22 protein-coding genes and 2 pseudogenes are annotated in these 23,016 nt (G+C 73.5%); 18 read left to right on the top strand and 6 right to left on the bottom strand.

The window, feature by feature from the left end; translation table 11 throughout:
- Positions 1 to 1,534 (bottom strand): amidohydrolase (locus K6I33_RS11215; protein ID WP_229350494.1); only part of this gene is annotated, 1,534 nt, incomplete at its 3' end.
- A 133-nt stretch (positions 1,535 to 1,667) separates the two neighbouring features.
- Positions 1,668 to 2,111 carry an Lrp/AsnC family transcriptional regulator gene (locus K6I33_RS11210; protein WP_004948875.1) on the bottom strand — a complete coding sequence of 148 codons (444 nt, stop codon included), beginning with the start codon at positions 2,109 to 2,111 and terminating at the stop codon, positions 1,668 to 1,670.
- 195 nt (positions 2,112 to 2,306) lie between these two features.
- Between K6I33_RS11210 and K6I33_RS11205 the strand changes: the two genes are divergently transcribed.
- Both K6I33_RS11205 and K6I33_RS11200 read left to right on the top strand, forming a co-directional pair.
- Positions 2,307 to 2,678: a hypothetical protein gene (locus tag K6I33_RS11205; protein WP_229350492.1), complete on the top strand. Its 372-nt coding sequence runs from the start codon at positions 2,307 to 2,309 to the stop codon at positions 2,676 to 2,678.
- Positions 2,679 to 2,762: 84 nt separating this feature from the next.
- A complete protein-coding gene (locus tag K6I33_RS11200; RefSeq protein ID WP_229350490.1) occupies positions 2,763 to 3,962 on the top strand; it encodes a pyridoxal-phosphate dependent enzyme in 1,200 nt (399 codons plus the stop codon).
- An 89-nt stretch (positions 3,963 to 4,051) separates the two neighbouring features.
- Here the strand turns inward: K6I33_RS11200 and K6I33_RS11195 are convergent, their stop codons facing one another.
- On the bottom strand, positions 4,052 to 5,224 hold the full coding sequence (locus K6I33_RS11195; RefSeq protein WP_229350488.1) for an acyl-CoA dehydrogenase family protein: 1,173 nt from the start codon (positions 5,222 to 5,224) through the stop codon (positions 4,052 to 4,054).
- Positions 5,225 to 5,521: 297 nt separating this feature from the next.
- On the opposite strand from K6I33_RS11195, the gene K6I33_RS11190 reads away from it, so the two are divergent.
- Positions 5,522 to 6,751, top strand: coding sequence for a glycoside hydrolase family 18 protein (locus tag K6I33_RS11190; protein ID WP_229350486.1), 1,230 nt, complete (start codon positions 5,522 to 5,524; stop codon positions 6,749 to 6,751).
- Positions 6,752 to 6,815: 64 nt separating this feature from the next.
- On the opposite strand, the gene K6I33_RS11185 is transcribed toward K6I33_RS11190, so the two are convergent.
- Positions 6,816 to 7,688, bottom strand: a complete 873-nt coding sequence (locus K6I33_RS11185; RefSeq protein WP_229350484.1) for a polysaccharide deacetylase — start codon at positions 7,686 to 7,688, stop codon at positions 6,816 to 6,818.
- Positions 7,689 to 7,911: 223 nt separating this feature from the next.
- Here K6I33_RS11185 and K6I33_RS11180 point away from each other — a divergent pair, with 223 nt between their 5' ends.
- The 11 genes from K6I33_RS11180 to K6I33_RS11130 all read left to right on the top strand — a co-directional run bounded on the left by K6I33_RS11180 (position 7,912) and on the right by K6I33_RS11130 (position 16,673).
- A complete protein-coding gene (locus K6I33_RS11180) occupies positions 7,912 to 8,508 on the top strand; it encodes a flavin reductase family protein (RefSeq protein ID WP_308297112.1) in 597 nt (198 codons plus the stop codon).
- On the top strand, positions 8,505 to 10,001 hold the full coding sequence (locus K6I33_RS11175) for an AMP-binding protein (protein ID WP_229350480.1): 1,497 nt from the start codon (positions 8,505 to 8,507) through the stop codon (positions 9,999 to 10,001). The genes K6I33_RS11180 and K6I33_RS11175 overlap by 4 nt, the downstream gene beginning before the upstream one ends.
- A 4-nt stretch (positions 10,002 to 10,005) precedes the next feature.
- On the top strand, positions 10,006 to 10,275 hold the full coding sequence (locus K6I33_RS11170; RefSeq protein WP_229350478.1) for a phosphopantetheine-binding protein: 270 nt from the start codon (positions 10,006 to 10,008) through the stop codon (positions 10,273 to 10,275).
- The gene (locus tag K6I33_RS11165) at positions 10,262 to 10,639 is read left to right on the top strand and encodes an ectoine synthase (RefSeq protein ID WP_229350476.1); all 378 of its coding nucleotides are present in this window, start codon (positions 10,262 to 10,264) and stop codon (positions 10,637 to 10,639) included. The genes K6I33_RS11170 and K6I33_RS11165 overlap by 14 nt, the downstream gene beginning before the upstream one ends.
- 75 nt (positions 10,640 to 10,714) lie before the next feature.
- A complete protein-coding gene (locus K6I33_RS11160; protein ID WP_229350474.1) occupies positions 10,715 to 11,851 on the top strand; it encodes an acyl-CoA dehydrogenase family protein in 1,137 nt (378 codons plus the stop codon).
- A 5-nt stretch (positions 11,852 to 11,856) separates the two neighbouring features.
- Positions 11,857 to 12,549 carry a transglutaminase family protein gene (locus tag K6I33_RS11155; protein ID WP_229350472.1) on the top strand — a complete coding sequence of 231 codons (693 nt, stop codon included), beginning with the start codon at positions 11,857 to 11,859 and terminating at the stop codon, positions 12,547 to 12,549.
- Positions 12,550 to 12,583: 34 nt separating this feature from the next.
- Entirely contained in the window at positions 12,584 to 12,904 is a 321-nt protein-coding gene (locus K6I33_RS11150) for a multidrug efflux SMR transporter (protein ID WP_229350470.1), read from the top strand.
- A complete protein-coding gene (locus tag K6I33_RS11145) occupies positions 12,904 to 13,338 on the top strand; it encodes a multidrug efflux SMR transporter (RefSeq protein ID WP_229350468.1) in 435 nt (144 codons plus the stop codon). Before K6I33_RS11150 ends, K6I33_RS11145 begins: the two co-directional genes overlap by 1 nt.
- Positions 13,335 to 14,573, top strand: a complete 1,239-nt coding sequence (locus tag K6I33_RS11140; protein ID WP_229350466.1) for a styrene monooxygenase/indole monooxygenase family protein — start codon at positions 13,335 to 13,337, stop codon at positions 14,571 to 14,573. The genes K6I33_RS11145 and K6I33_RS11140 overlap by 4 nt, the downstream gene beginning before the upstream one ends.
- Positions 14,574 to 14,587: 14 nt before the next feature.
- Positions 14,588 to 16,030, top strand: coding sequence for a UbiD family decarboxylase (locus tag K6I33_RS11135; RefSeq protein ID WP_229350464.1), 1,443 nt, complete (start codon positions 14,588 to 14,590; stop codon positions 16,028 to 16,030).
- A gap of 7 nt (positions 16,031 to 16,037) precedes the next feature.
- Entirely contained in the window at positions 16,038 to 16,673 is a 636-nt protein-coding gene (locus tag K6I33_RS11130; protein WP_229350462.1) for a UbiX family flavin prenyltransferase, read from the top strand.
- A 63-nt stretch (positions 16,674 to 16,736) separates the two neighbouring features.
- Here the strand turns inward: K6I33_RS11130 and K6I33_RS11125 are convergent, their stop codons facing one another.
- Both K6I33_RS11125 and K6I33_RS11120 read right to left on the bottom strand, forming a co-directional pair.
- Entirely contained in the window at positions 16,737 to 17,984 is a 1,248-nt protein-coding gene (locus K6I33_RS11125; RefSeq protein WP_229350460.1) for a LuxR family transcriptional regulator, read from the bottom strand.
- A gap of 210 nt (positions 17,985 to 18,194) precedes the next feature.
- Positions 18,195 to 19,388: an MFS transporter gene (locus K6I33_RS11120; protein ID WP_229350458.1), complete on the bottom strand. Its 1,194-nt coding sequence runs from the start codon at positions 19,386 to 19,388 to the stop codon at positions 18,195 to 18,197.
- Positions 19,389 to 19,580: 192 nt separating this feature from the next.
- On the opposite strand from K6I33_RS11120, the gene K6I33_RS11115 reads away from it, so the two are divergent.
- The 4 genes and pseudogenes from K6I33_RS11115 to K6I33_RS11100 all read left to right on the top strand — a co-directional run.
- Positions 19,581 to 21,215, top strand: coding sequence for a PucR family transcriptional regulator (locus tag K6I33_RS11115; RefSeq protein ID WP_229350456.1), 1,635 nt, complete (start codon positions 19,581 to 19,583; stop codon positions 21,213 to 21,215).
- A gap of 76 nt (positions 21,216 to 21,291) precedes the next feature.
- Positions 21,292 to 21,915: pseudogene (gene dhaL / locus K6I33_RS11110) on the top strand (dihydroxyacetone kinase subunit DhaL); the annotation flags it as partial.
- Between the two features lie 96 nt (positions 21,916 to 22,011).
- Positions 22,012 to 22,392 (top strand): dihydroxyacetone kinase phosphoryl donor subunit DhaM, encoded by a 381-nt coding sequence (gene dhaM / locus K6I33_RS11105; RefSeq protein WP_229350496.1) that lies wholly within the window; start codon positions 22,012 to 22,014, stop codon positions 22,390 to 22,392.
- 95 nt (positions 22,393 to 22,487) lie between these two features.
- Positions 22,488 to 23,016: pseudogene (locus K6I33_RS11100) on the top strand (serine/threonine-protein phosphatase); the annotation flags it as partial.

Raw genomic sequence — 23,016 nt, 5'->3', positions numbered from 1 at the left:
GGCCGGGGGTGCCGGAGCGGGGGTCGGTGGACCAGTTCGCCACCCGGCTGTCGGGCACCTGGACCACGAGGTCGCCGGTCTCCCAGACCGCGTAGTCCGCGGGCGCGCCCGGCACCAGGACGCCCGCGTCGTCCCGGCCGATCGCGCGCCAGCCGCCGCGCGTGTGCGCGGTGAAGGCGGCCCGGACCGAGACACGGTGGGACGGTGTGCGGTGGAAGGCGGCGGCCCGGACGGTGCCCCAGGGGTCGAGGGGGGTCACGGGGCTGTCGGAGCCCAGCGCGAGCGGGACCCCGGCGCGCAGCATGGCCGCGAACGGGTTGAGCGCAAGCGCCCGCTCGCGGCCCAGACGCTCGGCGTACATGCCCTCCTCCCCGCCCCAGGCCGCGTCGAAGGCGGGCTGGACGGAGGCGGTGAGGGCGAACTCGGCGAAGCCCGCGATCAGCTCGGGGGTGAGCATCTCGGCGTGCTCGACCCGGTGCCGGGCGGCGCGGACGCGCTCCAGGCCCACCTTCCCGGCGGCCGCGCGCACGCCCTCGACGACGGCGGTGAGCGCGGCGTCGCCGATGGCGTGGAAACCGGCCTGGATGCCGGCCTCGGTGCAGGCGGCGACATGGGCGGCCACGGCGGCGGCGTCCAGGTTCGCGGAGCCCCTGCCGTCCGGGAAGTCGGTGTAGGGCTCGTGGAGGCACGCGGTGTGCGAGCCGAGGGAGCCGTCCACGAACAGGTCGCCGGCGGCGCCGAGCGCGCCCAGCGCGCGGATCCGCTCGGCGTCCTCGGGACCGGTGACCCGCTCGGCCCAGTAGCCGGTGACCCGGGGGCCGGGCTCCTCGGCGGCCAGCCGCAGCAGCCCGGTGAGATCGTCCTCGGAGGAGATCAGCGGCCCGGCGCACTCGTGGACGGAGCCGATGCCCAGGGCGGCGGCGCGGGCGAGCGCGGCGCGCTGCGCCTCGGTGCGCTGGGCGGGGGTGAGGGAGGCGTGCGCGGTGGCGCGCACGGCGTGGTGGGCGTCGCCCGTCAGCGGGGCGTCGGCGGCGAAGCCGGCCAGCTCGCGGACGCCGGGGACGAGGTCGAGGAGGGCGGTGGTGACGACGGCCGAGTGGACGTCGGCGCGCGTGAGGTAGAGCGGCCGGCCGCCGGTGGCCTCGTCGAGCTCCCGGCGGGACGGGGGCCGGCGCCCGGGCCAGGCGCTGGCGTCCCAGCCGTGCCCGAGCAGCACCCGGTCGGCGGGGCGCGCGGCGGCGTACGCCCGCACCCGGTCCAGGGCGGCGGCGAGCGTGGGCACGCCGGTGAGGTCCAGGCCGGTGAGCGCGAGGCCGGTGGCGGTGGTGTGCACGTGCGCGTCGGTGAACGCGGGGGTGACGAGCGCGCCGCGCAGGTCGACGACCTCGTCGACGCCGTCGGCGAAGGAGTCGGCGGCGCCCTCGGAGCCGACCCAGGAGACGCTGTCCCCTTCCACGATCATCGCGGTGGCGAAGGGGTCGGCGGGGCTGTAGACGTTGCCGTTGCGCAGCAGCACGGTGGTGGGCTCGCTCATGAGGGTCAGTCTCTCCCCAGCCCCGCCCCTTCCCGAAACCGGGGCTCCGCCCCGGACCCCGGTCCGGGGCGCCGGGCGGGCCGGATTCAGCCCGTCCGGCGCTTGAGGACACCGCGCGGAGCGCGGTACGGGCTCACCCCACCCGTGGCGGCCGCGCCTCGTACGGCGTCGACAGGACGATCGTCGTCCGGGTGGACACGCCCGCCAGCGAACGGATCCGCGCCAGCAAATGCTCAAGTTCCAGCGGCGTGGCCACCCGCACCTTCAGGATGTAGTTCTCGTCGCCCGCCACGCTGTGGCACGCCTCGATCTCGGGGATCTCCGCGAGCCGGTCCGCGATGTCGTCGGGCGCGCTGGGATCGAACGGCTTCACCGAGATGAAGGCGGTCAGGGGCAGCCCGACGGCCTCGGGGTCGACGACCGCCGCGTAGCCGCGGATGACGCCCCGCTGTTCGAGCCGGCGCACGCGCTGGTGCACCGCCGAGGTGGACAGGCCGGTGGCCTTGCCCAGGTCGGTGTAGCTCATCCGCCCGTCCTTGACGAGCAGTTCCACGATCTCTTTGTCCAACTCCTCCACGCGGGTCAACCTACTCGTTCATGGCGCGCCGGGCACAGTCGGTGGCGCCACAGGCGCGCGGGGCGTGTGACCAATGCCACAGACACGCACCCGTGTCCTCCCCCGTGCGGCGATTACCCGCCTTGGCGTACGGGAAGTGCTTGCTGTGGCCGCGGCCGAGGTGCCCGGCCGGTCCATCCGAGGGGGAAACACACCATGCCCAGCCTGGAACGCCTGGAAACCGACGGCGACGGCGGTCTGTACGAGGAGACCTACGAGATGTTCCGGGTGATGTGCCCGGACTGCGCGCGGCCCATCGCGCTCCTCGCCGACGAGGACGTGCTTCCGGAGCACGCGCTGTGCCCGTCCCCGTGGGACCCGTTCGGGCTGACGGTCTGCCCGGGCTCGGGGCGCGGCGCGGAGGAGGCCGATCCGGCCGACGAGTCGCGGGGCGCCCAGGATCTGGACGCGGCGCTGCTGTTGACGCTGCCGGAGAGCCTGGACTGGCGGACGCAGCCGTTCTCGCACATCGGGGGGCCGGGCTCGCGCCCGCTGCGGGTGCCGGGGCAGGGCGGCCGCCGCCTCTGACGGCGGGCCGTTCCGGATGATCGCGGACTGCTACGGTCGGGGCCTCGCGCCCCGCGCGGGGCCCCGACGACCTGAGGAGTTCGTGTGCCGTTGCCGATACCCCTCCGCTGTCCGCGCTGCGGTGCCGCCGCCCGGGACTTCTCGGGCTGCGCGGCCTGCCGGGAGGAGGGGATCGGCGCCAACCCCGTGCCGCCGCTCGCGGATCTGTCCGGGCTGTCGCTGGAGACGTACCCGGGCGGGCCGTGGGGCTGGCCCTCGGCGCTGTCGGCGCCCGTCGCCGCCCCGGTCACGCTCGGCGAGGGCGGCACGCCCGTCATACCCCTGCCGGAGGGCGGCCCGGACGGGCTGTGGGTGAAGTACGAGGGCGCCAACCCGACCGGTTCGCACAAGGACCGGGCGATGGCCGTGGGCGTCGCGGCGGCGCTGGCCGCCGGTGCGGACACGGTGGCGGCGGCCTCCTCGGGCAACGCGGGCGCCGCCGTCGCCGCGTACGCCGCCCGGGCCGGCCTGCGCTGCGTGGTGTTCACCACGGATCAGGTCCCGGAGCCGCTGCGGGCGCAGATCGACGCGCTGGGCGCGGTGCGGGTCGTCCGGGACTTCGCCACGCGGAACGCCGCGATGCAGGAGGCCGTCGAGCGGTTCGGCTGGTATCCGCTGACCAGTTACGCCTCCCCCGCCCCGGGCGGCAACGCCTACGCCAACGAGGGCTACAAGTCCGTCGCCTACGAGCTCGCCCGGGACGTCCCCGGCCTCCGCGAGGGCGCGGGGGCCGTGGTGGTGCCCACCTGCCGGGCCGATCTGCTGTCCGGGATCGCCCGCGGCTTCCGGGAGCTGCGGGCGGCCGGGCTGGTGGCCGGCACGCCCCGGCTGGTCGCGGCCGAGCCGGCGGGCGCCGCGCCGTACACCGCGGCCCTGGCGCTCGCCGAACGGGCGGACCAGGAGCGGGTGTCGGTGGACCCGGTGCCCTCCCCCGCCTTCTCCCTCGGCGAGAGCCGCCCGGTGTGGCAGGGGCTGGACGCCCTGTGGGGCGCGGACGGGGCGGCGCTCGCCGTGCCCACCGAGGAGTTCATGGCCGAGCACCGGGCGCTGGCGGCGCGCGGGCTGTTCCTGGAGCCGTCGTCGGCGGTGGGCGTCGCGGCGGCCCGCCGCGTCGCGCGTGAGCGCGCGGGCGGCGGGCCGGTCGTGGTGATCGGCACCGCGACGGGGCTCAAGGACACCGCGAGTGTCACCAGCTCCGGGACGGCCGAGGAGCGCATCCCGGAGCTGGCGGAGCTGCTCGGCTGAGCCCCGTAAGGGGCGCGGGGCAGTACCGCTGTGCGGCTCCGCCGCGCGGGCGCGACCAGCCACAAACGGCCGGCAGCCGACACTCCGCGTCAGCGGGACTCCGGCCCGGCGAGGTGCCGGGCCACCACCATCCGCTGGATCTGATTCGTACCCTCCACGATCTGCAAAACCTTCGCCTCCCGCATGTACCGCTCCGCGGGGAAATCCGCCGTGCAGCCGTAGCCGCCCATGAGCTGCACGGCGTCGGTGGTGACCCGCATCGCCGCGTCCGTGCAGAAGAGCTTGGCCATGGCGGCCTGCTTGGCGAAGGGGCGGCCCGTGTCGCGCAGCCGGGCGGCGGCGAGGTAGAGCGCGCGGCCCGCCTCGATCTGGGTGGCCATGTCGGCGAGCATGAACCGCAGGCCCTGGAAGTCGGCGACCGGGCGGCCGAACTGCTGCCGTTCGGTGGTGAAGGACAGCGCCTGGTCGAGGGCGGCCTGGGCGACGCCGACGGCGCAGGCGGCGATGCCGAGCCGCCCGGAGTCGAGGGCGGACAGGGCGATGGCGAAGCCCTGGCCCTCGTCGCCGAGGCGCCGCGCGTCGGGGACCTCGACCCCGTCGAAGTGCAGCTGGGCGGTGGGCGAGCCCTTCATGCCCATCTTGCGCTCGGGCGGCGCCGCCGTCAGGCCCGGGGCGTCGCCGGGCACCAGGAACGCGGTGATGCCGTGGGCGCCCTCGCCGCCCGTGCGCGCCAGGACGGTGTAGAAGTCGGCGATCCCGCCGTGGGTGGTCCAGGCCTTGGTGCCCTCGATGGTCCAGGTGTCGCCGACGCGGGTGGCGCGGGTGCGCAGTGAGGCGGCGTCGGAGCCGGCGGCCGGCTCGGAGAGGCAGTAGGCGCCCAGGAGCCCGCCGCCGAGCATGGCGGGCAGGTGCGCCTGCCGCTGCTCCTTGGTGCCGTAGCCGGCGAGGGCGTGGCAGGCGAGGGTGTGGACGCTGACGCCGAGGCCCACGGTGAGGCGGGCGGCGGCGAGCTCCTCGAGCACCTGGAGGTAGACCTCGTACGGCTGGTCGCCGCCGCCGAACTCCTCGGCGTACGGCAGGGCGAGCAGCCCCGACGCGGAGAGCAGTCCGAAGACCTCGCGCGGGAAGTGCCCGGCGTCCTCCTCCTCGGCCGCGGTGGGCGCGATCTCCCGCTGTACCAGGTCCCGTACGAGCGAGATCAGGTCGCGGGACTCCTCGGTGGGCAGCTGACGCTCCACCGGCTGCGGTCCGTGATCGGTCATGGCGGCGGCTCTCCTCCCTGTCGGGCGCTGCGGCGACGGCCGCCCGAGGGTGGGGGCGACGCTGCCGTGGATGCCCAGCCGATGGTCGCGCGCCGGGTCGCGGAAACGCGTGACCTGCGGCTGTGGCGGGTTGGAGTATGCCCGATCGGGGGCTCCGCGTCACTGGTCGGCGGATCATGAAAGACCGTCGGGAACTTGGTACGAACCATTGACCGTATTGGTCTAGTCCTCCTACGGTTTCCCCACCGTTCAACGCGTCCATGCCAAGAGCACGTTCCTCCCCACCGAGGAGACCTCATGCCCAGACCGTACGGACAGCGCGCCCGCGCCTGGCTCACGGCGGTGACCGCCGGGGCCGCCCTGCTGGCGGGCGGCCTCACCGCGAGCCCGGCCACGGCCGACGACACCACGGACACCTCGGCCGGCCACCGGGTGGTCGGCTACTTCACCAACTGGGGTGTCTACGACCGCGGTTACCACGTGAAGAACATCGAGACCTCCGGCTCCGCCGCCAAGCTCACCCACGTCAACTACGCCTTCGGCAACGTCACCGGCGGTAAGTGCGCCATCGGCGACGCCTACGCCGACTACGACAAGTTCTACGACGCCGCCGGCAGCGTCGACGGCAAGGCCGACACCTGGGACGACGGCGCCCTGCGCGGCAACTTCAACCAGCTGCGCAAGCTCAAGAAGCTCCACCCGGGCCTCAAGGTGGTCTGGTCCTTCGGCGGCTGGACCTGGTCCGGCGGCTTCGGCGAGGCGGCGAAGAACCCCGCCGCGTTCGCGGAGTCCTGTTACGGGCTGGTCAAGGACCCGCGCTGGGCCGATGTCTTCGACGGCATCGACATCGACTGGGAGTACCCCAACGCCTGCGGGCTGACCTGCGACACCAGCGGCCGCACCGCCTTCCGTGACGTCATGGCGGCGCTGCGCGCGAAGTTCGGGGGCGAGAGCCTGGTCACGGCGGCCATCACCGCCGACGCCTCCTCCGGCGGCAAGATCGACGCCGTCGACTACGCGGGGGCCGCCCGCTATGTCGACTGGTACAACCCCATGACCTACGACTACTTCGGCGCCTGGGACGCCAAGGGCCCCACCGCCCCCCACTCGCCCCTGACGTCCTACGCCGGCATCCCGAAGGCCGGGTTCAACACCGACGCCACCATCACCAAGCTCCAGTCGCTCGGCATCCCGTCGTCCAAGCTGCTGCTGGGCATCGGCTTCTACGGGCGCGGCTGGACCGGCGTCACCCAGTCCGCCCCCGGCGGCACGGCCACCGGGCCCGCGAAGGGCACCTCCGAGGCCGGCTTCGAGGACTACCGGGTGCTGAGGAACAGCTGCCCGGCCACCGGCACGGTCGGCGGCACCGCCTACGCCAAGTGCGGCAGCGACTGGTGGAGCTACGACACCCCGTCGACCATCGCCGGGAAGATGACCTACAAGAACCGGCAGCACCTGGGCGGCACGTTCTTCTGGGAGCTCGGCGGCGACACGGCCGACGGTGAGCTGATCAAGTCGATCGACTGATCCGGCGGAAGAAGCGCCTCCCGTCCGGCGGACGGGAGGCGCTCGTCATTATCGCTCCGAATTCTCACTCCGAGGGGAAGAGCCCGGGCTCGATCTCCGGCTGCTCCAGCGGCCGGGTGGCCAGCGAGGTGTCGGCCTTGGCCCGCTCGGCTATCTCACGGCACGTCAGGAACTCCACGTCGCCGTGCGACTGGCCGTACTCGATCAGGGAGCGCAGCGCCTCCGCCCGGCCCGGACGGCCGGTGAGGAAGGGGTGGTTGGTGAGCATGAACAGCGAGTTGTAGCGCCGCATCGCGTCCAGCTCGTACTTCCACATCGACAGCACCTTCTGCGGGTCCTCCATGATGGACCCGATCTGCGGCGCCGGCAGGAACGCGTACTGCTCCCAGTCGTCCAGCGACCAGTGCGGGGGCAGTTCCACGACACCGCCCTTGTCGGTGGGCACATGGTAGGGGCGGTCGTCGTTCATCATCGACGAGTCGTAGGCCAGCCCGTACTCCGCGACCAGCGAGGCGGTCTGCCAGCTCGCCTCCCAGAGTCCCGCGCGGTGGCCGTAGACGGGCACGTCCTGCTTACGGAAGACCTCCAGGGCGCGTTCGAAGTCGTTCCGTTCCTCGGCGAACGTCATCGACGTCGCCGGCACATGGCTGTAGGAGTGGTGCGCCACCTCATGGCCCGCCTCCACCACCTGCGCCACGAGATTCGGGCGGCGCTCGGCCACCCAGCCTGGGAAGAAGAAGGTGGCGGGCACGCCGAGTTCACGCAGAATTCCCAGGATGCGCGGCACGCCGACATCGGGACCAAAAGCCTGATGGGTCATCGTCATCGCATGCCGCGAGTACTTCTCGCCCATGGAGAGCACACCGGTCTCGGCGTCCACATCGAATGTGAGCGCCATCGCGGCGGCCTTTCCGGGGCCAAGCCATGATGCAGTCATGAAAGTGACCCTAAACAGGGCGGGGACCCTTCACAATGGACACTCGCACATGATCACGACCCCTTGCGTGTAGATCTGCACAACAGCCCCCGCAGGGAGCCTTGTCAGCGCTCGTGACCTGCGCCGACACTCCCCCGCCGGGGCCCGTCACCACTCGGACGGGTAGCCGGGCGGCACTACCCGAAGAGGTAGTGGAAGCGGCTTCACCGCACCTCGTACAGTCATGGACGTCCCCGAGAAAAGCCCTCACGGAATGGCAGTGACAGTGATGGCATTACCCCCGACGTCCCGGGTGCGAGCGCAGCCGGAAGAATGCCCGGAGAGGGAATTCAGGGCCGCGGCCGGTAAATTCGCGTCCGGTGTCACGGTGGTCACGACACGAAATGGCGGCGAAGTGTTCGCCAAGACCGTCTCGGCATTCGGATCGCTCTCCCTGGAGCCGCAGATGGTGTCCGTGTCCATCGGGCGGATGAGCCCGCTGGTGACGGCGATCCTGGCCACCGAGGTCTTCGCGGTCAGTGTGCTCCGCGACGACCAGCAGCGCGTCTCCCGCCACTTCGCCACCCGCGGCAACGGCAGGGCCCTCGGCTCCTTCCCGTCCGTGGCCACCGAATCGTTCGTCACCGGAGCCCCGGTCATCAGCGAGTGCCTCAGCTATTTCGACTGCCGGCTGGAGAGCGTGGTGGGCGGCGGCGACCACGCGATCCTGATCGGCCGGGTGGCCGCCACCGGCAGCGTCCCCGGACGGCCACTGGTGTACTTCGACGGCGGCTACCGGGAGATCGACGCCCCCGGCGCGACGACGGGCGTACCGGCATGAGCCCGCTCACCGCCGCCTTCGACGACCGCGCCCGGCGCACCCCGCACGCCCCCGCCCTGGTCTGGCGCGGCACGTCCGTCCCGTACGGCGAACTGGGCGCGCTCGCGGGCGTCTTCCAGGAACGGCTGCGCCACCTGGGCGGCGACCGCACGGCACCCGTGTGCGTACCGGCCCGCAGAACACCGGAGACCCTGGCACTGATCATCGCCTGTCTGCGCGACGGCCGCCCCGTCCTGCTGCCCTCCGCCGAGCTCGGCACGGACACGCTGCGCGAGGTGACCGCCGGCGCGGGCATCGACCGCGTGCTGACGGCCGAACCCGCCTACGACGCGCCCGGCGGGCTCGGCGTGGAGACGCTCACCGCCCGGGCGGACGCCCCGGCCGTCCCCGAGGGGACCGGGCTGCTCCTCACCACGTCCGGCTCCACCGGGACCCCCAAGGTCGTGCCCCTGCCGCTCGACGCCGTCGGCCGTTTCACCGGCTGGGCGGCGGAGCACTTCGGCCTCGGGCCGGACACGGCGGTGCTCAACTACGCGCCCCTCAACTTCGACCTGTGCCTGCTGGAGGTGTGGGCGACCCTGGCCGCGGGCGGCCGGGTGGTCCTCGTCGACCCGGACCGGGCCACCGACGGAGCCCATCTGCGCGAGCTGATAGCCGCCCAGGACGTCCACCTCGTCCAGGGTGTGCCGCTGCTCTACCGGCTGCTCGCCGAGGACGCCGACCGTGCGGAGGGCCCGCCACTGAAGTCCGTGCGGCACGTCGTCCTCACCGGCGACGCGGTGCCGCCGCGGCTGCTCGCCCGGCTGCCGGAGCTCTTCCCGGACGCCTCCTTCGCCAATGTCTACGGCTGCACCGAGACCAACGACAGCCTGATCCTCGACGCCGGGCCGCTGCTGGCCCGCGACCCGGAGACGGCGGGCCCGCTGCCGGTCGGCAGGCCGCTGCCGGGCGTCCGCGTCCTGGTCCTGGGGGAGGACGGACAGCCGCTGGAGGGGCCCGGCACCGGTGAACTGCTGGTGCACACCCCGTTCCAGGCGCACGGCTACCTGGATCCCGCGCGCGGCGCCGACCGTTTCGTCCGCCGCGCCGACGCGGACGGGCCCCGGGTCTGGTTCCGCAGCGGGGACCTGGTCCGGCGGACCGCCGACGGCACCCTCCACCTGGTCGGGCGCACCGACTTCCAGGTCAAGGTGCGCGGCGTGCGGATCTCCCTGGAGGAGGTCGAGCAGACCCTGCTCGCCCACCCCGAGGTGGCCGACGCCGTGGTCGTCACCGTCCCCGACGAGGCGGCCGGCAAACGGCTCCAGGCGCTGGTGCGCCGCACCGCCGGCTCCGGCCTCCACGTCCTCGCCCTGCGCGAGCACTGTGCCCGGCGGCTGGCCAGAACCGCGATACCGAGCGACATCCGCATCACCGACGCGGCCCTGCCGAAGGGCCCCACCGGAAAGAACGACCGCGCCGCCGTCGGCGACGTACGGCGGCTGAAGGGATGAGGGCATGGACCGCCCCGCGGAAATCAAGCGCTTCCTGATCACGGAATTCCTGCCGGATCTGACCTCCGACCAGCTCGATCCCGACTACGACCTGCTGGCGACGGGCGTGATCGACAGCCTCCAGGTGGTCCGGGTCGTCAACTGGGTCACCACCCGTTACGGCGTCCCGCTCGACCAGGTCGAGATCACTCCCGGCGACTTCCGGTCCGTGAACGCCATCGACGCGTTCGTCACCGCCTACGAAGAGACGAGGAACCAGAATGTTCACGCGTGAGAAGAACAAGGTCCAGACCGTCGAGTGGGGGAACGGGCGCAGCAGCAGACTGCTGACCGAGTCCGACGGAATGGGATTCACCGTCGCGGACACGCTCGTCCGCGCCGGCACCAAGTCCCGGCTCCAGTACCGCCGCCACCTGGAGGCCTGCTACTGCATCAGCGGCCGGGGCGAGGTGATCAGTGCCGACGGCTCGAAGACCCTCGCCATCGAGCCCGGTGTCCTCTACGCCCTCGACGAGCACGACGCCCACTTCCTGATCGCCGACCCGGACACCGATCTCCACCTGATCAGCGTCTTCAACCCGCCGCTGCGGGGCGACGAGGTGCACAGCCTCGACGAGAGCGGCTTCTCCCACTACTAGAGCGCCCCGACGGGAGGCCGGGGTCTTCACCCTCCGGCCTCCCCGTCCGGACCACACCGAGAAGGTTGAGACGCAATGCACTGGTCGGAGGATCAGCGAGAACTGCGGGCCGCGATCGAGGCCCTGGGCGAACGGCTCGGCGAGGGGCACCTGGAGCGCGACCGCGCGGGCGAGTTCTCGCACGACAACTGGAAGCTGCTGCGCGAGTCGGACCTGTTCCGGCTGCCCTTCGAGGAGCGCTGGGGCGGCCTGGGCCAGTCCCTCACCACCACCCTGTACGTCCTGGAGGGCCTCGGGCAGTCGTGCCGCGACGCGGGCCTGAGCTTCTCGGCGACCACGCACATGGTGAGCACCGGCGTGCCGATCCAGCGCTTCGGCTCGCCCGCGCTCAAGGAGCGCTTCCTGCCGGCGGTCTGCGCCGGCGAGGTGATCGGCGCCCACGCGATCTCCGAGCCGGAGGCCGGCTCGGACATGCTCTCCCTGCGCACCACGGGCCGGGTCGAGGACGGCCACCTCGTCCTCAACGGCAACAAGGCGTTCGTCACCAACGGCCCGATCGCCGACCTGTTCGTCGTGTACGTCTCGACGGGCGAGCGCGGCAGCCCCTTCGGGATCACGGCCGTCGTCGTCGAACGCGACCGGCCCGGCCTGACCGTGGGCAGCCCGATGGCGAAGATGGGCCTGCGCACCTCCCCGCTGTCCGAGCTGTTCTTCGACGACTGCCGGGTGCCGCTGGAGAACGTCATCGGCCGGGTCGGCACGGGCTTCGTCGTCTTCGACCACGTGATGAAGTGGGAGGTCCTGTGCTCGTTCGTCGTGAACATCGGCGAGATGCGGGCCCGCCTGGAGCGCGTGGTCGACTACGCCCGCACCCGTGAGCAGTTCGGCAAGCCCATCGGCTCCCACCAGGCCGTGGCCCACCGGATCGCGCGGATGCGCGTCGCCACCGACACCGCCCGCAGCGCCCTGTACGAGGCGGCGCTCAAGGTCGAGGCGGGCGAGGACGCCACGGTGGAGGTCGCCACCGCCAAGCTCCTGGCCAGCGAGGGCAATCTCGCCTCCGCCGTCGCGGCCGTGCAGACCTTCGGCGGCTACGGCTACATGGCCGAGTACGGCCTGGAGCAGGACCTGCGCAACGCCGTCGCCGGAACGATCTACTCGGGCACCACCGACATCCAGTACTCCCGCATCGCCACCACGATGGGTCTTTGACAACGATGAGCACACCGGATTTCACCGAATTCCTGCGTCCCACCGAGTTCCTCGACCACGACTCCCCGGAGGTCCGCGACTTCGTCGAGCGGTCCGGGGCGCACGAGGAGACCACCGCGGCCGGGAAGGCCGTACGGCTCTACTACGCCGTGCGCGACGGCGTCCACTACGAGGTCTACGGCACCAGCCTGGAGCGCTCCGCGCTGCGGGCGAGCTCGGTGGCCCGCGCCGGAAAGGGCTTCTGCCTCCACAAGTCCGTGCTCTACGCGGCGGCGGTCCGCTCGGTCGGCGTCCCCAGCCGCCTGGTCTACGCCGATGTGCGCAACCACCTCGCCTCGGAGCGGCTCCGGGCGATGGTGGGCGGCGAGGTCTTCCACCACGGCCTGGCCTCCGTCCACCTCGACGGCCGCTGGCTGCGCGTCACCCCGGTCTTCAACGGCCTGCTGTGCCGGCTGTACGGGATGGCCCCGCTGGAGTTCGACGGCACCGCCGACAGCGTGTACCACCCGTACGACGACCAGGGCGCGCGGCAGATGGAGTTCCTCACCGACTACGGGGACCACGCCGACGTGCCGTACGACCTGCTGCTGGAGCGCATGCGCGCCAAGCACCCCGGCATGTTCGCCGGCGGGGCCGGCGGGGCCGCGATCTCGGGCAGCGGCTCGCTGGCCGACGAGGCGCCCGTCCCCGCACCGTAATCCACCCGGAAATCCACCCGGAAGTCACCACTCCATGGCCTGGATCTACCTTCTCATCGCCATCGCGTTCGAGATCGTCTTCGCTCTCGGCGCCAACGCCTCCAAGGGCTTCACCCGCCTGTGGATCTCGCTGATCACCCTGGTCGGCATCGTGGGCGGCATCTACTTCATCAGTCTCGCCCTGCGCACGCTGGACGTGAGCGTCGGCTACACGATCTGGACGAGCGTGGGCGCCCTGGGCACGGTCGTCCTCGGCGCCCTGATCTTCAAGGAGAAGATCACGCCCGCCAAGCTGCTGTGCTTCGCCGCCATCATCGGCGGCGTGGTCGGCCTCAAGTCGATGGGGGCGGCCTGATGGGCGAGCAGCGCACCGAGAGCGCGAAGGCCTGGACGCTCCTGCTGATCGCGGCCGTCTTCGAGGTCGTCTTCGCCCTGAGTTCCGCCGCCAACGAGGGCTTCACCCGCCTGGTGCCGTCCCTGATCACCGTGGTGGCGGGCGGTGGCGGGGTGTATCTGCTGAGCCTCGCGCTCAGGACGCTCGACGTCGGCATCGGCTACACCGTGTGGACCGGCATCGGCTCGGTGGGCGCGGTGGTCTTCGGGGCCCTGCTGTTCGGCGAGGACATCACGGTCGGCAAGGTCGTGTGCCTCGTGGCGATCATCGGCGGCGTGCTGGGCCTCCATATGACGGAGAGCACGCCCGAGGCGGACGACGGGACGGACGACGAGGCCGACCGGCCGGAAACCGTAGTACCGGACGTAGTACCGGAAAGGACAGCGAAGCAATGACGCACAGCACACGGTCGATCGCCGTCGTGGGGGCGGGCCAGGCCGGCCTGCAGCTCGCCCTCGGCCTGCGCCGCTCCGGCCACCACGTCACCCTCGTGTCGAACAGGACCGCGCGACAGGTCCTCGACGGCCGGGTGATGTCCACGCAGATCATGTTCGGCGACGCCCTGGAGACCGAGCGCCGCCTGGGCCTGGACCACTGGCAGGACGTGGCGCCCGTCATCGAGGGCCTGTCCTTCACCGTGGCCCCCGACGCCGTCAGGGCGATCGACTTCGAGGCCCGGCTCGCGGCCCCCGGCCAGTCGGTCGACCAGCGCGTCAAGGTCGCCGCCTGGCTGGAGGAGTTCACGGCCGCCGGGGGCGATCTGCGGATCGCCGAGGCGGGCGTGGCCGAGCTGGAGGAGCTGGCCGCGAGCCATGACCTCGTGCTCGTCGCCGCCGGCAAGGGCGAGATCGCCGGGATCTTCGAACGCGACGAGGAACGCTCGCCGTTCGCCGCCCCGCAGCGCGTCGCGGCCGTCTCCTACGTCCACGGCCTGCGCCCCCGCGACTCCTTCGTCGCCTGCTCGGCCAGCCTCATGCCCGGCGTCGGCGAGTACTTCATCGTCCCGGCCCTGACGAAGAGCGGCCCCTGCGACTGCCTGTTCCTCAACGGCGTGCCCGGCGGCCCCCTGGACGCCTTCGGGGACGTCCGCTCCCCCGAGGAGCACCTGGACCGCACCAAGAAGCTGCTCGCCGAGTTCCTGCCCTGGGAGGCCGAGCGCGCCGCCGACGCGGTGCTCACCGACCCGGGCGGCGTGCTCGCCGGGCGGCTGACGCCGACCGTCCGCAAGCCGGTCGCCACCCTGCCCTCGGGCCGTGCGGTCCTGGGCGTCGCCGACGTCCTCGTCGTCAACGACCCGCTCACCGGCCAGGGCTCCAACAGCGCCGCCAAGTGCGCCGACGTCTATCTGCGGGAGATCCTCGCGCGCGGGGACGAGCCCTTCGACGCCGGCTGGATGACGGCCACGTTCGAGACGTTCTGGGAGTACGCCCGGCACGTCGTGCGCTGGACGAACGGTCTGCTGCCCCCGGCGCCCGACCACGTGGTGGAGCTGCTCGACGCCGCCCAGCGGCAGCCCGGGCTCGCTCGCCGCATCGCGGAGGGCTTCAACAACCCGCCCAGTTTGGACCCCTGGTGGCACGAGCCGGAGGCGGCCCGCCGGGAGATCCTCCCGGAACCGGCCGTCCGGTGACGGAGAGAGGCATCATGACCGCGCTTCCCGGCCTTCCCGGCCTGTCCTTCCGGGCCGCCCTCGCGGCGGCCCGGAAGGACGCCCCGCACGCCCACCACACCTACGACCAGCCGCTGACCCGGCACGAGATCGCCGCGCACTACGCCGCGCGGCACGCGGGCATCCCCGCCACGTCTTCGTCGCGCACCGAGGACATCGCGCTGTACACCCGGGTCACCGACGCGGCCGCCGGAATGCCCGTGGTGCTCGGGGCGTTCGGCGACGCGGAGCGCCTGCGGCGCTGGCTGCCCGGCCTGCCCCGGCGCACCAACGACGACACGATCGCCCGGCTGCTGGCAGCCTGCCAGGAACCCGAGCACCTGGAGAGCTCCCCGTTCCCGCAGGTGCGGCTCGGCGCGGACGTCGACCTGGGGGAGCTGCCCGCGCTGTGGGCCACCGAGCGCGACGCCGGCCCCTATCTGACCACCGGGCTGCTGTACGCCCACGATCCCCGCACCGGCCGCAGTGCCACCGCCGTGCACCGGATGCTCGTGCGGGACCGGAACCAGCTGGTGATCTGGATGCTGCCCAGCCGCCGGCTGCTGGCGATGTACCACGAGGCGGTGGAGCGGGGCGAGCGCCTCCCGGTGTCGGTGAACCTCGGCGCGCCGCCCGCCGTGATGGTGGCGTCGGCGGTCGGCAGCGACTTCCTGCCCGCCGGCACGAGCAAGACGGCCCTGGCGGGCGCGCTGGCCGGCGGGCCGGTGACGACGGCCCCGGCGGTGAGCCAGCCGGTGCCGGTGTTCGCGGAGTCGGAGGTCGTCCTGGAGGGGTACTTCGACGGGACGACCGCCCCGGAGGCGCTGCCGGGCCGGGCGACGGGCCACTCGCTGCCGGAGGTGCTGGGCTACGACGGCAACGCGGCGGAGTCCCTGCCGGCGATCACGGTCACCGCGGTGACGTCCCGTGAGGCGCCGGTGTTCCCGGCGGTGATCGGTCCGGGCCGGGAGCAGTCGCTGATCCTGGGGCTGGCCGGCGCGGTGGCGCTGGGGCTGTCGTGGGCGGGCGGCGAGCTGCTGCGCGACGCCCACTACTCCCCCGCGGGCGGCGGGATGTTCCTGCTGGTGCTCCAGGTGCGCAAGTCGGGCCCGGGGGACGACGAGCGGGTACGGGCGATGGCGAAGGACGTCCTGGACCGCCATCGGTTCGCCAAGGTGGTCGTCCTGGTCGACGAGGACGTGGCGCCGGACTCGGCCGAGGACGTGCTGTGGGCGATCACCACCCGCTCGGACCTGTCCGCCGACGCCCTGCGCTTCACGGGCTTCCCGAGGATCGGGCTCGACCCCTCGCAGGGCGAGGCGTGGGCCGCCGCGCGCGGGCGGGAGGCGACCGGGAGCCGTACGGTCGTGGACGCCACCGTGCCGTTCGCCCTGCGGGAGCGGCACGGCCGCAGCTTCCCCGGCGTCGCGCATGACTGATCCGCGCATGGCTGATCCGCGCGTGCCGGGAACGCGGCCCCGCCGGCTGGTCGTGGGGATCACCGGGGCGACCGGTTCGGTGATCGGGATCCGGCTGCTGGAGGCCCTGCGGTCGCTGGACGTCGAGACCCATCTGGTGTTCACCAAGTGGGGGCGGGCGACGCTGGAGATGGAGACCGACTGGAAGGCGGCGGAGGTGGCGGCGCTGGCCGACCATGTCCACGGGCCGGGCGACCAGGCGGCGGCCATCTCCAGCGGCTCGTACCCCACGGACGGGATGGTCATCGCGCCGTGCAGCATGAAGACCCTGGCCGCGGTGCGGTCGGGCTTCGGCGACGGGCTGGTGCACCGGGCCGCCGACGTCACGCTCAAGGAGCGGCGGCGGCTGGTGCTGGTGCCGCGCGAGCTGCCGCTCTCCGAGATCCATCTGGAGAACATGCTGGCGCTCACGCGCATGGGCGCGGTGATCGCCCCTCCGGTGCCGGCCTTCTACAACCGGCCGCGGAGCGTGTCCGACGTCGTCACGCACATCGTGGCCAGGACGCTGGACCAGTTCGGCCTCGAACTGCCCACGGCACGGCGCTGGTACGGGCCCGGGCCCGCCCGCCGGGAGAGCGCTCACGCCGGCGTGGTGACGGGCTGAGCCGGCCGCGCCGCCCCCGGCGGGGGCGGCGCGGCCACCGGCGTCCTGTGCCGGCGGGACCTCCTACGCCGGCGGGGCCAGGGCCGCGGGGGTGCCGGGGACTCCCCCGGCACCCCCGCGCACGATACGGACCAGGTCGACACGGGAGGCGACGCCCAGTTTCCGGAAGACCTTGCGCAGGTGGTAGTTGACGGTGTGCGGGGACAGCCCGAGCCGGCGGGCGATCTGCCGGTTGGTGAGCCCTTCGTGCACCAGGCCCGCGATGACGGCCTCCTGGTCGCTCAGATGCTCCCCGTAGGGGGTGGTCCCCGGCCCGTCCGCTCCCCTTTCCCCCGGCTCCGCCAGGAGGGCGGGTCCGGTGGTTTTAGGCGCCACAGATGCCTGGCCGCGCAAGGCGTCGAGAACGGTTTCGGGCATCCAGTCGGTAATGAGCCGGTGCAACAACTCATCGCGGAACGCGAGCCGTCCGGCATTGTTCTCCAGAACTCCGGCCGCTACCACTTCGTCCAGGGTCGGCAACAACGCCGTCGGTGGCGCGTTCAGGACCCGGGCCAGTTTTTCGAAGGAGACCTCATTTCCCAGCGCGGCCGCGACCCTGACCATCTGGCGGAACTCCGGTGAATATCCCATGAGGGAACTCTCGACCCGTTCCACCAGTCGCCGCGGCAGCCGGTCGGTCACCAGCCGGGCCCGGTATCCGTCCACGGCGATGCTGCCTTCCTCCAGCATTCCCTTGGTGAGTTCCAGCAGCCGGCGCGGATGCCCGCCGGCCCGGCCCAGGACCCGGGCCAGCCCGGTGTCGGGCGGCGCGCCGAGGGCGTCGGCGGCCAGCGCCATCGCCGCGCCGGGGCGCAGGGTGCCCAGCTTGATCCGCTCGGTTCCGGCGGTGGGGCTGAGCAGCACGCCCTCCAGGGGCGGGGCCCCGGCGGACGGGCGGCGGGCGAGGATCCACACCCGCGCCGGGCCGTCCGGCCCGGTCTCGCACGCGATGAGGGACCGCACGTCCTCGTGGTCGAGGTGCTGGGCGTTGTCGACCGCCACGGCATAGGGACGGTGGGGATCGCCGGGGTCCCACCGCGGTGGTCCCCCCGGTGGGTGCGGTCCGTCGGCGGATTTGGCGCGAATCCGCAGCCCGAGCTCCACGGCAATGCGCATGGACTCGCGCAGCAGGTGGGATTTCCCGGAGCCCGGCGGTCCTTCGATCGTGATCAGTGTGCAGCGCCCGGCCATGACATGCCCGATGAGCGAGGTCAGCCGATCGACTTCGGCTTCCCGTCCACGCAGCGGAGCATCGGGCAAGGCTCCCAGCATCTGATTCCCCTCCTTCCGCCCGCGCCGGTCACGCACGCGTCAAGACGGCCGTCGCCGTTCCGATACGCCGATGCCGGCACCGCGACGATTCAGTGTGCAATCAGTTTGCGGGGAGAACGAACTCATCGGCCGGGACGGGCTCGATATCAAGCCGTTCGCTTTCCGGCAGGTTTCAGAACTCGACGGCTGTTTCCGGCGGTTGCACCGGCCTCACCCGGCGTCGGCGGCGGGCGGCGGGAGGCTCCGGTCGCGGACGTCGGCGACGGCGACCGCCGCCAGGGCCGCGAGCACGACGGCGACCAGCACGAAGCCGGTGTCGTAGCCCGCGTACTGGGCGACGAGGCCGACGCAGAAGCCGCCGAGGCCGAGGCCCGCGTCGAAGGCGAGGTTCCACTGCGCGCTGCCGACACTGGAATCGCCGGCGCGCTGAAGGGCGAGGACCAGGGTCGCGTTCTGGAGGGCGCCGAACCCGACGCCGAAGACCACCATGAGCACCAGCAGGGCGCCGGTGTGCCGGGTGGTGACGCCGCCGAGCACGCCGACGGCGGCGAGCAGGGTCGCGGGCGGCAGCAGGGCGCGGTGGCCGTGGCGGTCGCCGAGGCGGCCGGACGCCCAGCGGCTGGCGGCGGCGGACAGCTGGAGGCAGAGCAGCGCCAGCGGGGTGAGCCAGACGGGGTCGCGCGGCGCGGCGGGCGGCAGGAAGGTCACGACGGTGCCGGACGCCATGGTGCCCGCCGTCAGCAGGACGAGCGGGCGCAGGATCGCCGGGCGGGCGAGGCCCGCGACGACCCGGGCCCGGCCGGGCGGCGCCGGGCAGGGCGTGGCGACGGCGAGGGCGGCGATCAGCCCGCAGGCGGGTGCCAGGGCGCCGGCGGTGAACAGCGGCCCGTAGCCGAACCGGTGGGCCAGCAGCACCCCGAAGGGCGTGCCGACGGCCCCGCCGAGCCCGGTGGCCAGCCCGTACCAGCCGGTGGCCGTGCCGCGGCGGCCGGGCGGCGCCAGTTCGGCCACGGCGGCGCTGCCGGCCACGACGAACATCCCGAAGCCGACGCCGCGCAGCACGGCGCAGACCAGGGTCACCGTGAGGCTGTCGGTGGCGAGCGGCACGGCGGCCGGGGCACCGAGGAGGACCATGGCGGCCAGCAGCACGGTGCGGTGGCCGACGGCCGCGATGACGCGGGGCATCGCGGGCTGCACGGCGACGGTGGCGCCCATCAGCAGTCCGGTGACCACTCCGCCGGCGGCCCGCTGGCCGCTGGTGTCGGCGGCGAACTCGGGCACGGTCGCCAGCAGCAGGTAGAAGCCCGTGAAGCCGCTGAAGGTGCACAGCAGCACCGCCGTCATGGACCGGCCGAACATTCCTGACGGTGCGTCACGGGCGAGGAGCGCGGGGGGTTGTTTCACGACAAAGATCTCATCCGCCCGAAGGCCTCACGAACAGTGGAGGGATCTCCACGGATGCGGCATTCGGCTGTGCGATCGTCCAGTTGGGGCGGCGGTTCCCGGGCGGGGCGCCACGGACCGGTGGCCTGATTCCGGCCGCCGGTGGCCGTGGACGGTGGACAGGGCCGTCACCTCCTGTGTTGTGTCCGGCGGGTGACCGCGTCCTTGAACCCCTCGCCCGAACAGCCGCCCTCCACGGGGCAGGACCCCCACGCCATGCTGCGCGTCCGCGACCTGCTCGGCCTGCCGGGGCTCGGCCTGGAGGCCGTGCCGGGCACCGGGGACACGGACCGCGCGGTCCGCTGGGCGCATGTGACCGAGCTGCCCGACCCCGGCCCCTACGCCGGGCCGGACGAGCTGGTGCTCACCAACGGGCTCTGGCTCGGCCGGCAGGACTGCGCCGTGTACGTGCGCCGGCTGGCCGAGTCCGGCGCCGCCGGGCTGGTCTTCGGGCTGCGCACGGACATGCCGGCCGTGCCGGACGACCTCGTCGCGGCCTGCCGGGCGGCCGGGCTGCCGCTGCTGCGGCTGCCCGTCGAGGTGCCGTTCACCGCCGTCACCCAGGCCGTGGCGACCGCCCAGGCCGAGCAGCGGCAGCGGCATCTGCTGGACGCGCTGCGGCACAGCAACGCGCTGACCCGCGCCGTCTCCGCGGGCGACGGCCTGCGGGGCGTGCTGGCGGTGCTCGCCGGGCCCGCCCGGACGCCGGTCGCGCTGGTGGACGGGCTCGGCGCCGTCCTCGACTCGGTGGGCCGGCCGCCGGCGGAGCAGGACGTGCGGGCGGTCGCGGACCGGCTGGGTGCGGACGGCGAGGAGTACGCGGAGTACCCGTTGCGGCTGGCCTCCGGCACCGACGCCACGGTGATCCCGGTGCGCGGCGTCGCCGGTTTCGACCTCGCCGTCGTCTACGGCCGGCCGGTGGCGGAGCTGGGCACGGCCGAGCGCCTGGTCCTGGAGCAGGGCGTCCGGTTCCTGACGGTGGAGCTGGCGCACCGGCAGGCGCTGCGCGCGATCGAGATGCGCTTCGCCGGGGAGATCCTCGACATGGTGCAGAGCGGGCCGCACCGCTCCGGTGAACTGGTGGCCCGGCTGCGGTCGTTCGGCGTCAACCCGGACAGCGCGCTGGCGGTGTTCTCCGTCATCGTCCCCGACTCCCCCGGCCGCGCCACGTGGCCGCTGCCCGACACGGCGGCCGTCACCGACCACTTCGTCGCCCGGGGCCTGGCGTCCGTGGCGGCGAGCAGCGGGCAGGACGTGGTGGCGATCGTCAGCCTGCCCGCCGCCGACGCCGACCCGGCCCGGCTGGCGGAGGGGCTGGCGGCGGCCCTGGGGCCCGCGTCCCCCGCGCCCGGGCCGCGCATCGGCGTCGGCCGGGTCGCCGCCGGGCACCAGGAGCTGCGGCGCGGGCTGCTCCAGGCGCGGGAGGCGTCCCGGGTGGCGCGGTCGCGGCGGCGGGGCCCGCGCGTGGTGTCGTTCGCGGACGTGGGCTCCTACCGGCTCGTCCTGGCCCTGGTGGACCCGCAGACCCGCCGGGACTTCGCGGACGCGGTGCTGGGGCCGGCGATCGCCTACGACGCCACGCACAACAGCGAACTGCTGCGCAGCCTGGACGCGTTCCTGGGCTCGGGCATGAAGTGGGGGCAGGCGGCGGCCTCGCTGCACATCCACGTCAACACGCTGCGGAACCGGCTGGCGAAGCTGGAGTCGCTCACGGGCCGGGACGTGGGGTGCGCGGAGGACCTGGCGGATCTGTTCCTGGCGCTGCGGGTGCGCGCCGAAGAGGCCTGAGCCGTTGACGGCCGGGGCTACGCTGGGCCGCGTTGATCATCCGTCAGCCCGCCCCCAGTGCCGAGGAGCCGCCGCCATGACCGTCCCGCTCGACCTGGACTTCTTCCGCCGCTTCCTCGACCGCGCCACCCGGGTCGTCGTCGCCGAGGCCCGGCACCTGACCGACCTCGACGCCGCCATCGGCGACGCCGACCACGGCGTCAACCTCAAGCGCGGCTTCTCCTCGGCGGCCGAGGCCGTCGCCGCCGGGTCGCCCGCCACACCGGGCGCCCTGCTGACCGCCGTCGGCGTCCACCTGACCAACACCGTCGGCGGGGCGTCCGGGCCGCTGTACGGGACGGTCCTGCGGCGGATGGGCAAGGTGCTGGGCGAGGACGCGGTCGTCGCGCCCGAGACGCTGGGCCGGGCGCTGGCGGCCGCGGTGGCGAGCGTCCGGCGGCTCGGCGACTCCGCACCCGGCGACAAGACGATGGTCGACGCGCTCCAGCCCGCCGCCGACGCGTACGCCGGGGCCCTGGCGGGAGGCGATGTGACGGCCGCGCTGGAGGCGGCCGCGCGGGCCGCCCGCGAGGGGGCGGAGGCGACCGTCCCGATGCGCGCGCGGCGCGGGCGGGCCAGCTATCTGGGCGAGCGCAGCGTGGGCCACCAGGACCCGGGCGCCACGTCCTCGGCGCTGCTGGTCACCGCGCTGTTCGAGGCCACCGACCCCGAACTGTGCGCCGTTCCCCCGGCGGCGGAGACGGCCGGGGAGGAGCCGGCGGCCGCGGCCGCCGAGCGGCGGCCGGGGCGGGTCGGCGTGGTGCTGGTCTCGCACAGCCGGGCCGTGGCCGAGTCGACGGCCGCCCTCGCCAAGGCCCTGTTCGGCGCGGGCGACCCGGCGCCGGTGGCCCCCGCCGGCGGACTGCCGGACGGCGGTGTGGGCACCAGCGCCGAGCTGGTGCGCCGGGCGGTCGCCCGGGCGGACGAGGCCGCCGGCGTGGTCGTGCTGTGCGACATGGGCAGCGCGGTCCTCACCGTCAAGGAGCTCCTGGACGCCGGGGAGCTCGGGGACACGCGCATCGCCGACGCCCCGTTCGTCGAGGGGGCGGTGGCCGCCGTGGTGACGGCCTCGGCGGGCGGCGACCTGGCGGCGGTCCTGGCCGCGACGGACGACGCGCGGACGTACCGCAAGCTCTGACCGGCGACACGGCGGCGGGCGACGGGCATTCATGGCGAAAGTCTGGAAATGTCTATGTGTCCCGCTCTTCCACCCACGCGGAGGTACAAGCCGCGGTGTCGCGCAGACTGCTGCCGTTCGCACTGGTCCTGGCCTATCTCGTGGCCGTCGTGGTCATCGACCTCAGGACGCCGGCCTATCTGCGGCTCGACGTCTACGCGGCGCTGGCCCCGGTGACGGCCGCCGCGGTCTGCACCTACCGGCAGACGGTGTTCGTCGGGCTCGTCGACCTCTTCCTGATGGTGGCGCACCACGGGGTGCTGACCGGCGAGTCCTCGCCCGTCAACCGCGTCGGGTCGGTGCTGGGGAACATGCTCATCGTGGGCGCCGCCATCACCGTCGCCCGGCTGCGGCGCAACGGCGACGCCCTGCTGGAGCGGGTCCGCGCCACCGGCGAGGCCGCCCAGCGGGCCCTGCTGCGACCGCTGCCGCTGCGCACCCACAGCGTGGTCGTCGACGGCTTCTACGTCTCCTCGCAGCGGGACGCGCTGGTCGGCGGCGACATCTACGAGGTCGTCGACACCCCCTACGGCACCCGGGTGCTCATCGGGGACGTACGGGGCAAGGGCCTCGGCACGCTGGGGG

The sequence above is a fragment of the Streptomyces sp. UNOB3_S3 genome (genome assembly GCF_020740895.1).
GTDB lineage: Bacteria > Actinomycetota > Actinomycetes > Streptomycetales > Streptomycetaceae > Streptomyces.
The sequence above is the reverse complement of the archived record's forward strand: the minus strand, read 5'-3'. Positions and strand labels throughout refer to the sequence as shown.